Source organism: Actinomadura geliboluensis, from assembly GCF_005889745.1.
In the GTDB taxonomy this organism is placed as follows: domain Bacteria; phylum Actinomycetota; class Actinomycetes; order Streptosporangiales; family Streptosporangiaceae; genus Spirillospora; species Spirillospora geliboluensis.
On the sequence record NZ_VCKZ01000465.1, the window covers coordinates 1 to 6,775 of the forward strand.

General features: G+C 74.6%; 5 protein-coding genes. All 5 read right to left on the minus strand.

Annotated elements, in window-relative coordinates:
• Positions 1-80: 80 nt before the first annotated feature.
• Positions 81-947: a ParA family protein gene (locus ETD96_RS38550; RefSeq protein WP_240808533.1), complete on the minus strand. Its 867-nt coding sequence runs from the start codon at positions 945-947 to the stop codon at positions 81-83.
• Positions 948-1,138: 191 nt separating this feature from the next.
• Positions 1,139-2,050, minus strand: coding sequence for a site-specific tyrosine recombinase XerD (locus tag ETD96_RS38555; RefSeq protein ID WP_171069440.1), 912 nt, complete (start codon positions 2,048-2,050; stop codon positions 1,139-1,141).
• 198 nt (positions 2,051-2,248) lie between these two features.
• Entirely contained in the window at positions 2,249-2,890 is a 642-nt protein-coding gene (locus ETD96_RS38560) for an NUDIX domain-containing protein (RefSeq protein WP_138641436.1), read from the minus strand.
• On the minus strand, positions 2,887-4,557 hold the full coding sequence (locus ETD96_RS38565) for a CTP synthase (RefSeq protein WP_138641437.1): 1,671 nt from the start codon (positions 4,555-4,557) through the stop codon (positions 2,887-2,889). The genes ETD96_RS38560 and ETD96_RS38565 overlap by 4 nt, the downstream gene beginning before the upstream one ends.
• A 170-nt stretch (positions 4,558-4,727) precedes the next feature.
• The gene (locus ETD96_RS38570; RefSeq protein WP_138641438.1) at positions 4,728-6,425 is read right to left on the minus strand and encodes a coiled-coil domain-containing protein; all 1,698 of its coding nucleotides are present in this window, start codon (positions 6,423-6,425) and stop codon (positions 4,728-4,730) included.
• Positions 6,426-6,775: the final 350 nt, after the last annotated feature.

Consider the following 6,775-nt stretch of genomic DNA (forward strand, 5'->3'; position numbering starts at 1 on the left):
GGGTCTCGTGGGCTCGGAGATGGGTATAAGAGACAGCCCATGTGCGCTCCGTCAGGGGGGTCGGGGAACGCCGGGCCGGATCACTCCGCCTCGGCCCACCGCACGAGGACCTCGCGGGCGAGGCTCCGGTAGGCGTTCGCCCCCATCGAACTGGGGTCGAAGAACGTGATCGGCTCCCCGGCGACGGTCGCGTCCGGGAACCGCACCGTCCGGTTGATGACGGTGTGGAAGACCTTGTCGCCGAACGCCTCGACGATGCGGCCGAGGACCTCGCGGGTGTGCAGCGTCCGCGAGTCGTACATCGTGCCGAGGACGCCGTCGATGACCAGCTCCGGGTTGATCCGGCCCTGGACCTTGTCGATCGTCTCCATCAGCAGCGCGACGCCGCGCATCGCGAAGTACTCGCACTCCAGCGGGATCAGCACGCCCTCGCTGGCGGCGAGCGCGTTGACCGTGAGCAGGCCGAGCGACGGCTGGCAGTCGATGAGGATGTAGTCGTAGTGCGGGACCGCCGACTTCAGCGCGCCCTGAAGGATGTACTCGCGCCCGACCTCGTGGACGAGCTGGACCTCCGCGCCGGACAGGTCGATGTTGCTCGGCAGCAGGTCCATCCCGTCGACGCCGGTCTCGATGACGACGTCCTCCCACTCGGTGTCGTGCTCGAGCAGCAGGTTGTGGATCGTCACGTCGAGCTGGCGCGGGTCGCCCTTGCCGAGGCCGACCGACAGGGCGCCCTGCGGGTCGAAGTCGACGAGCAGCACGCGGCGGCCGTACTCGGCGAGCGCCGCGCCCAGGTTGATCGTCGTGGTGGTCTTGCCGACGCCGCCCTTCTGGTTGCAGACGGCCACGATCCGCGCGGGCCCGTGCTCGGCCAGGGGTTCCGGCTCGGGGAACACCGGCACGGGTCGCTGAGTGGGCCCGAGGGCCCGGCTCGGATCGGTCTCTATGGTGGCGGAGGAAAGGACTCCCTCCGCACCGTCTGTGCTGGTCACCAGATCCCTCCCCGGCGGCCCGGAAATGCCATCCAGAACGGGGACTCTAGGGCCGTCCACCCCGGGCCACAAGCCGACGCGCGCCGAACGTCGCGATTTGTGCCGCGACCGGTCCGTCCCGTTCCTCCCCGAATGCGCACCCCCGGTCAGCTCCTCGCGCGGGGGTGCGAAGTTGCGTAGACCTCCCGCAGCAACTGCGCCGTCACCAGCGTGTAGACCTGCGTCGTCGTCACCGACGCGTGCCCGAGCAGCTCCTGCACGACGCGGACGTCGGCTCCCCCGTCCAGCAGATGCGTCGCGAACGAGTGGCGCAGCGTGTGCGGCGACACCTCCGACAGCTGCGCCCGGTCGGCGGCGGCGCGCAGCACCATCCAGGCGCCCTGGCGCGACAGCCGCCCGCCCCGCGCGTTGAGGAACAGCGCCGGGCCGCCGCGCCCCGCTCCGGCCAGCTCGGGCCGCGCCCGCACCAGGTAGGCGTCCACGGCCTCGCGGGCGTAGTCGCCGATCGGCACGACCCTGGCCTTGCCGCCCTTGCCGGCGACGCGGGCGATCCCGTCCCGCAGGTCGAGGTCGTCGACGTCCAGGCCGACGGCCTCGGAGATCCGCGCGCCCGACCCGTAGAGCAGCTCCAGCAGCGCCCGGTCGCGCAGGCCGCGCGCCGCGCCGCGGTCGCCGGACGGCCCGGCCGCCGCCGCGAGCAGCCGCTCCACCTCCGGCAGCGAGATCGCCTTCGGCAGCCGGCGCGGCGGCGTCGGCGGCTTGACGTCGTGCGCGGGGTCGCGGGCGGCGAGGCCCTCCCGCAGCGCGAACCGGTGCAGGCCCCGCACCGCGACGAGCGCCCGCGCCGCCGACCCCGCCGACAGCGGCGGATGGTCCGCGTCGCCCTCCCGCAGCCCGAGCAGGAACGCGCGGACGTCCTCCTCGGTGATGTCGCCGATGCCGGCGCGGCCGCGCGCGTCCTGCACCCGCGCGTAGCGGCGCAGGTCGCGGCGGTAGGAGCTGAGCGTGTTCGCGGCGAGGCCCCGCTCGACGGCCAGGTGCCCCAGGTAGGACCGCACGGCCGAGTCGAGCGCGGAGGCCGTGCCCGCGCCGTGCGCGGCGCTCCGGGGGGACGGGCTCGGGGACAGTGCGGCACCTCGTTCCGGCCGGGGACTGCGGGGTCCCGCCCATCATGCCCCGTCCGGCGGCCCGAGGGGGACCTCCGCGGGCCCGGCCCCCGGGCGCGCCGCGGGCTCGGCCCCGGGCGCGCCCCGGGCTCAGACCTCGGGCGCGTCCGCGGGCCGCAGGTCCCGGAAGCCGGTGTCGCGCGCCGCGCGCAGCGCCAGCACCCCCATGCAGGCGACCATGTTGTGCAGGTCGCCGGCCAGGACCTTGCGGACGGCCTCGTCCAGCGGCACCCACACGACCGGCATGTCGGCCTCCTCGTGCACCCGCTCGAAGCCGATCTCCTCGGCGGGCACCTCGGTCAGGCCGCGGGCCAGGAAGATCCGGACCCGCTCGTCGGCCATGCCGGGCGAGGTGAACACGTCGACCAGGGTGTCCCAGCGCTCGGCGCGGTACCCGGCCTCCTCCAGCAGCTCCCGCTCGGCGAGCGCGCGCAGCGGCTCGCCGTCGACGTCCCGCAGCCCGGCGGGCCCCTCCCACAGCAGCATCCCCACCGGGTGCCGGTACTGCCGCAGCAGCAGCACCCGGTCGCGGTCGTCGAACGCGATGACGCCGACGGCGCCGATGTGCTCGATCACGTCGCGGCGGACGATCTCGGTGCCGTCGCCGCGCGGCATCTCCACCCGGTCCTGCCGGACGCCGAACACCGGCCCGCGGAACGCCGCCGACGACCCGGCGACGGTCCAGCGCTCGGGCCGGTCGCGGACGTCGCCGACCCCGAGGGCGCCGCTCACGCGTCGCCCGCGCGCTGCTCGGAGTAGTCCAGGGCGGCGGCGACCAGCCCGGTGAACAGCGGGTGCGGGCGCGTCGGGCGGGACCGGAACTCCGGGTGCGCCTGCGTGCCGACGAAGAACGGGTGCCGCTCGCGCGGCAGCTCCACGTACTCCACCAGGCGGCCGTCCGGGGACAGGCCGGAGAACCGCAGCCCCGCCTCCTCCAGCCGGTCGCGGTAGGAGTTGTTGACCTCGTAGCGGTGCCGGTGCCGCTCGGACACCTTCGCCTCGCCGTACAGCTCCCGCACGACCGAGCCGTCGGCGAGGTCGGCCGGGTACAGGCCGAGCCGCATCGTCCCGCCCATGTCGCGCTCCCCGGCGACGACGTCGAGCTGGTCGGACATCGTCGCGACGACCGGGTGCGCGGTGGTGGCGTCGAACTCGGCGCTGCCCGCCTCGGCGAGCCCGCCGAGGTTGCGCGCCGCCTCGATGACCATGCACTGCAGGCCGAGGCAGATGCCGAGCAGCGGGATCCGGTTCTCCCGGGCGTGCCGCACCGCGCCGAGCTTGCCCTCGATGCCGCGCACCCCGAACCCGCCGGGGATGAGCACGCCGTCGACGCCGTCCAGCTCCCGCTTGGCGCCCTCGGGGGTCTCGCAGTCGTCGCTCTTCACCCAGCGGATGCGGACCCTGGCGTCGTTGCCGAACCCGCCGTGCCGCAGCGCCTCGGTCACCGACAGGTAGGCGTCGGGGAGGTCGATGTACTTGCCGACCAGCGCGATCGTGACCTCGCGGGCGGGCTTGTGGACGCGGCGCAGCAGCTCGTCCCAGGCGCCCCAGTCGACGTCGCGGAACGGCAGGTCGAGCCGCCGCACCACGTAGGCGTCCAGGCCCTCGGAATGCAGCACCTTCGGGATGTCGTAGATGGACGCCGCGTCCACCGCCGACACCACGGCCTCGCGGTCCACGTCGCACATCAGGCTGATCTTGTGCTTGAGCCCGTCGGTGATCGGCCGGTCCGACCGGCACACGATCGCGTCGGGCTGGATGCCGATGGAGCGCAGCGCGGCGACCGAGTGCTGCGTCGGCTTGGTCTTCAGCTCCCCGGACGGGCCGATGTAGGGCAGCAGCGACACGTGCAGGAAGAAGCAGTTCTCGCGGCCGATCTCGTGCCGGATCTGGCGGACCGACTCCAGGAACGGCAGCGACTCGATGTCGCCGACCGTCCCGCCCACCTCGGTGATGACGATGTCGACCTCGGTGTCGTCCGCCATCCCGCGGATCCGGTCCTTGATCTCGTTGGTGATGTGCGGGATCACCTGCACGGTGTCGCCGAGGTACTCCCCGCGCCGCTCCTTGGCGATCACGTTGGAGTAGACCTGCCCGGTGGTGACGTTCGCGGACCCGTGCAGCTCGGTGTCGAGGAACCGCTCGTAGTGCCCGATGTCGAGGTCGGTCTCGGCCCCGTCGTCGGTGACGAACACCTCGCCGTGCTGGAACGGGTTCATGGTGCCGGGGTCGACGTTGAGGTACGGGTCGAGCTTCTGCATGGTGACCCGGAGGCCGCGAAGCGTGAGAAGCCGCCCCAGGCTGGACGCCGTCAGTCCCTTGCCGAGGCTGGAGGCGACACCGCCGGTGACGAAGAGATGCTTGGTAGGACGTGATCTACCAGTGGCTGCCGAAGGCAAGAAGGCGCTCCCGTGGTCGTGATGAGGCGGACGAGCTCATCGTCCACGGGCCACCAGGATAACAAGTGTCCAGCCCTGGGCGGGCGCGACCCTGGAGAACTCCCCGCCCAGCAGGACACGGAGCGCCCCGACCCGGTCCGGGTCGGGGCGCCGTCGCGTGCTAGAGGGCCCTACAGGCGCGGGGTGGCGGCGCTGGGCATGATCGTGCGGAGCTGGCGGGTCAGCTCGTCGATCAGGGAGCGGGCCTGGTCGGCGGCCTGGCGGGCGGCGTCGCGCTCCTGGGACAGCTCGGCGATCTGGGCGCGCTGCTCGGTGACGGCCTGGGCGAGCTGGTCGACCCACTGGTCGCGTTCGGCGAGCTTCTCGGCGACGGCGTCGCGCTCGGCGGCCATCTGCCGCATCCCGGTCACGGCCTTGTCGCGCTCGCGGCCGGCCTGGTCGGCGCGGCCGCGGGCGAGGGTCAGCTCGGACTCGGCGCGCGCCTGGGCCTGGACGGCGGCCTCGCGGGCGCGCTCGGCGGCCTCCCTGGCCTTGGCGCCGGCGTCGCGCTCGCGCTCGGCCTTCTTGGCGGCCTCCAGGGACTGCGCGGCCGTGTCGAGGGCCTGCTGGCGCTCGGCCTCGGCGGCCTCGGCGCGGCCGGCGGCCTCCTGGACGCGGCGCTCGGCGTCCTGCGCGCGGCGCTCGGCCTCCTGGGCGCGGCGCTCGTTCTCCTGGGCACGGCGCTCGGCGACCTCGGCGCGGCGACGCGACTCGTCGGCCTCCTTGCCGGCGGCGACGACCGCGTGCTGGAGGTTCTGCGCGGTCATCTCGGCGTCGGTGACCTTGGCGCGCAGCTGCGCCAGCTCCGCGTGCGCGTTCTCCAGCGCGCGGGACAGCTCGGCGGCCTGCTCGGCGACGCGGTCGCGCTCGGCCTCGGCGGAGCGGCGCCCGCCGACGGCGTCCTCGACGGCGCGCAGCGCGTCGTCGCGGGCCTCGCTCATGGCGTCGCGCTGCTGTATCGCCTGGCGGACCGTGGCCTCGGCCTCGGCGACGCGGCGCTCGGCCTGCTCGATCTGGGCCTGGACCTGCTCCATCTGCGCGCGCGCCTGGTCGGCCTGGGCGCGCGCCTGGTCGGCCTGGACCCGGCCCTGCTGGGCCTGGTTCCACGCCGCGGCGGCGTCGCGCTGCGCGTTCTCCTTCTCGGTCTGGAGCGCGGCGATCTGCGTGACGGCCTCGTTCTGGACCTCGGCGGCGCGGCGCTCGGCCTCGGCGACCTGGCGCTCGGCCTCGACGGCGCGGCGCTCGGCCTGCTCGGCCTGGCCGCGGGCGCGCTGCACCTCGCCCCAGGCGGCGGCCGCGTCGCGCTGCGCCGACTCCTTCTCCTGCTGGACGGCGGCGACCTGCGCGGCGGACTCGTTCTGGGCCTCGGTGACGCGGCGCTCGGCCTCGACGGCGCGGCGGTCCGCCTGCTCGGCCTGGCCGCGGGCGCGCTGCACCTCGCCCCAGGCGGCGGCCGCGTCGCGCTGCGCCGACTCCTTCTCCTGCTGGACGGCGGCGACCTGCGCGGCCGTCTCGGTCTGCGCCTCGCTGACCTTGCGCTCCCCGGCGGCGAGCGCGTCGCCGATGAGGTCGGCCATCTGGCGCAGCCGCTCGACGATGTCCCAGGGCTGGGCCTCGGGCTGCTCGGCGTCGGGGCGCACCATCTCGCCGGTCTGGCCGTGGCGGCCGCCGCCCTGCCCGGGCTTGGCCATCTGGATCGGCTGCTGCGCGGCCGGCAGGGCCGGCGGCGCGGCCTCGTGCGGGCGGCCCGGGTCGCGTCCCATGGCGGGCCAGGGCGCCGCCGCGTCCGGGACGCCGCGGTTGCCGCCCGATCCGTTCAGCTCGCTCACCGTTCTCCTCGCCTCACGGCCGGGAGCCCGGCGACCGGCATGGCGCCGCCCGGCCTGCTCGCCGCTTTCCTCGGACGGCTCGTCACTTCGCTCACGTGTCTCCTCGCCCGGCGGCGCGGGGCCGCGTTCGCGGGGGTCGTTGTGCACATCTCGTTCGCTCCGCTGCCGGCCCTGTGGCTCCTCGCTTCGCTCACTGAAGGCACTCTAGTCCCGACCAGCGGAGCGTTTGCCCAGTTTGGGGTTTACTTTCTCGACTCCCCTGCGGCGTTCCCGCACGAAGACGCCCAGATGGCGGCCGGTACGGGCCGTCCCACGGTGCCGCGGGTCACATCGGGCGGACGGGCGGGGCG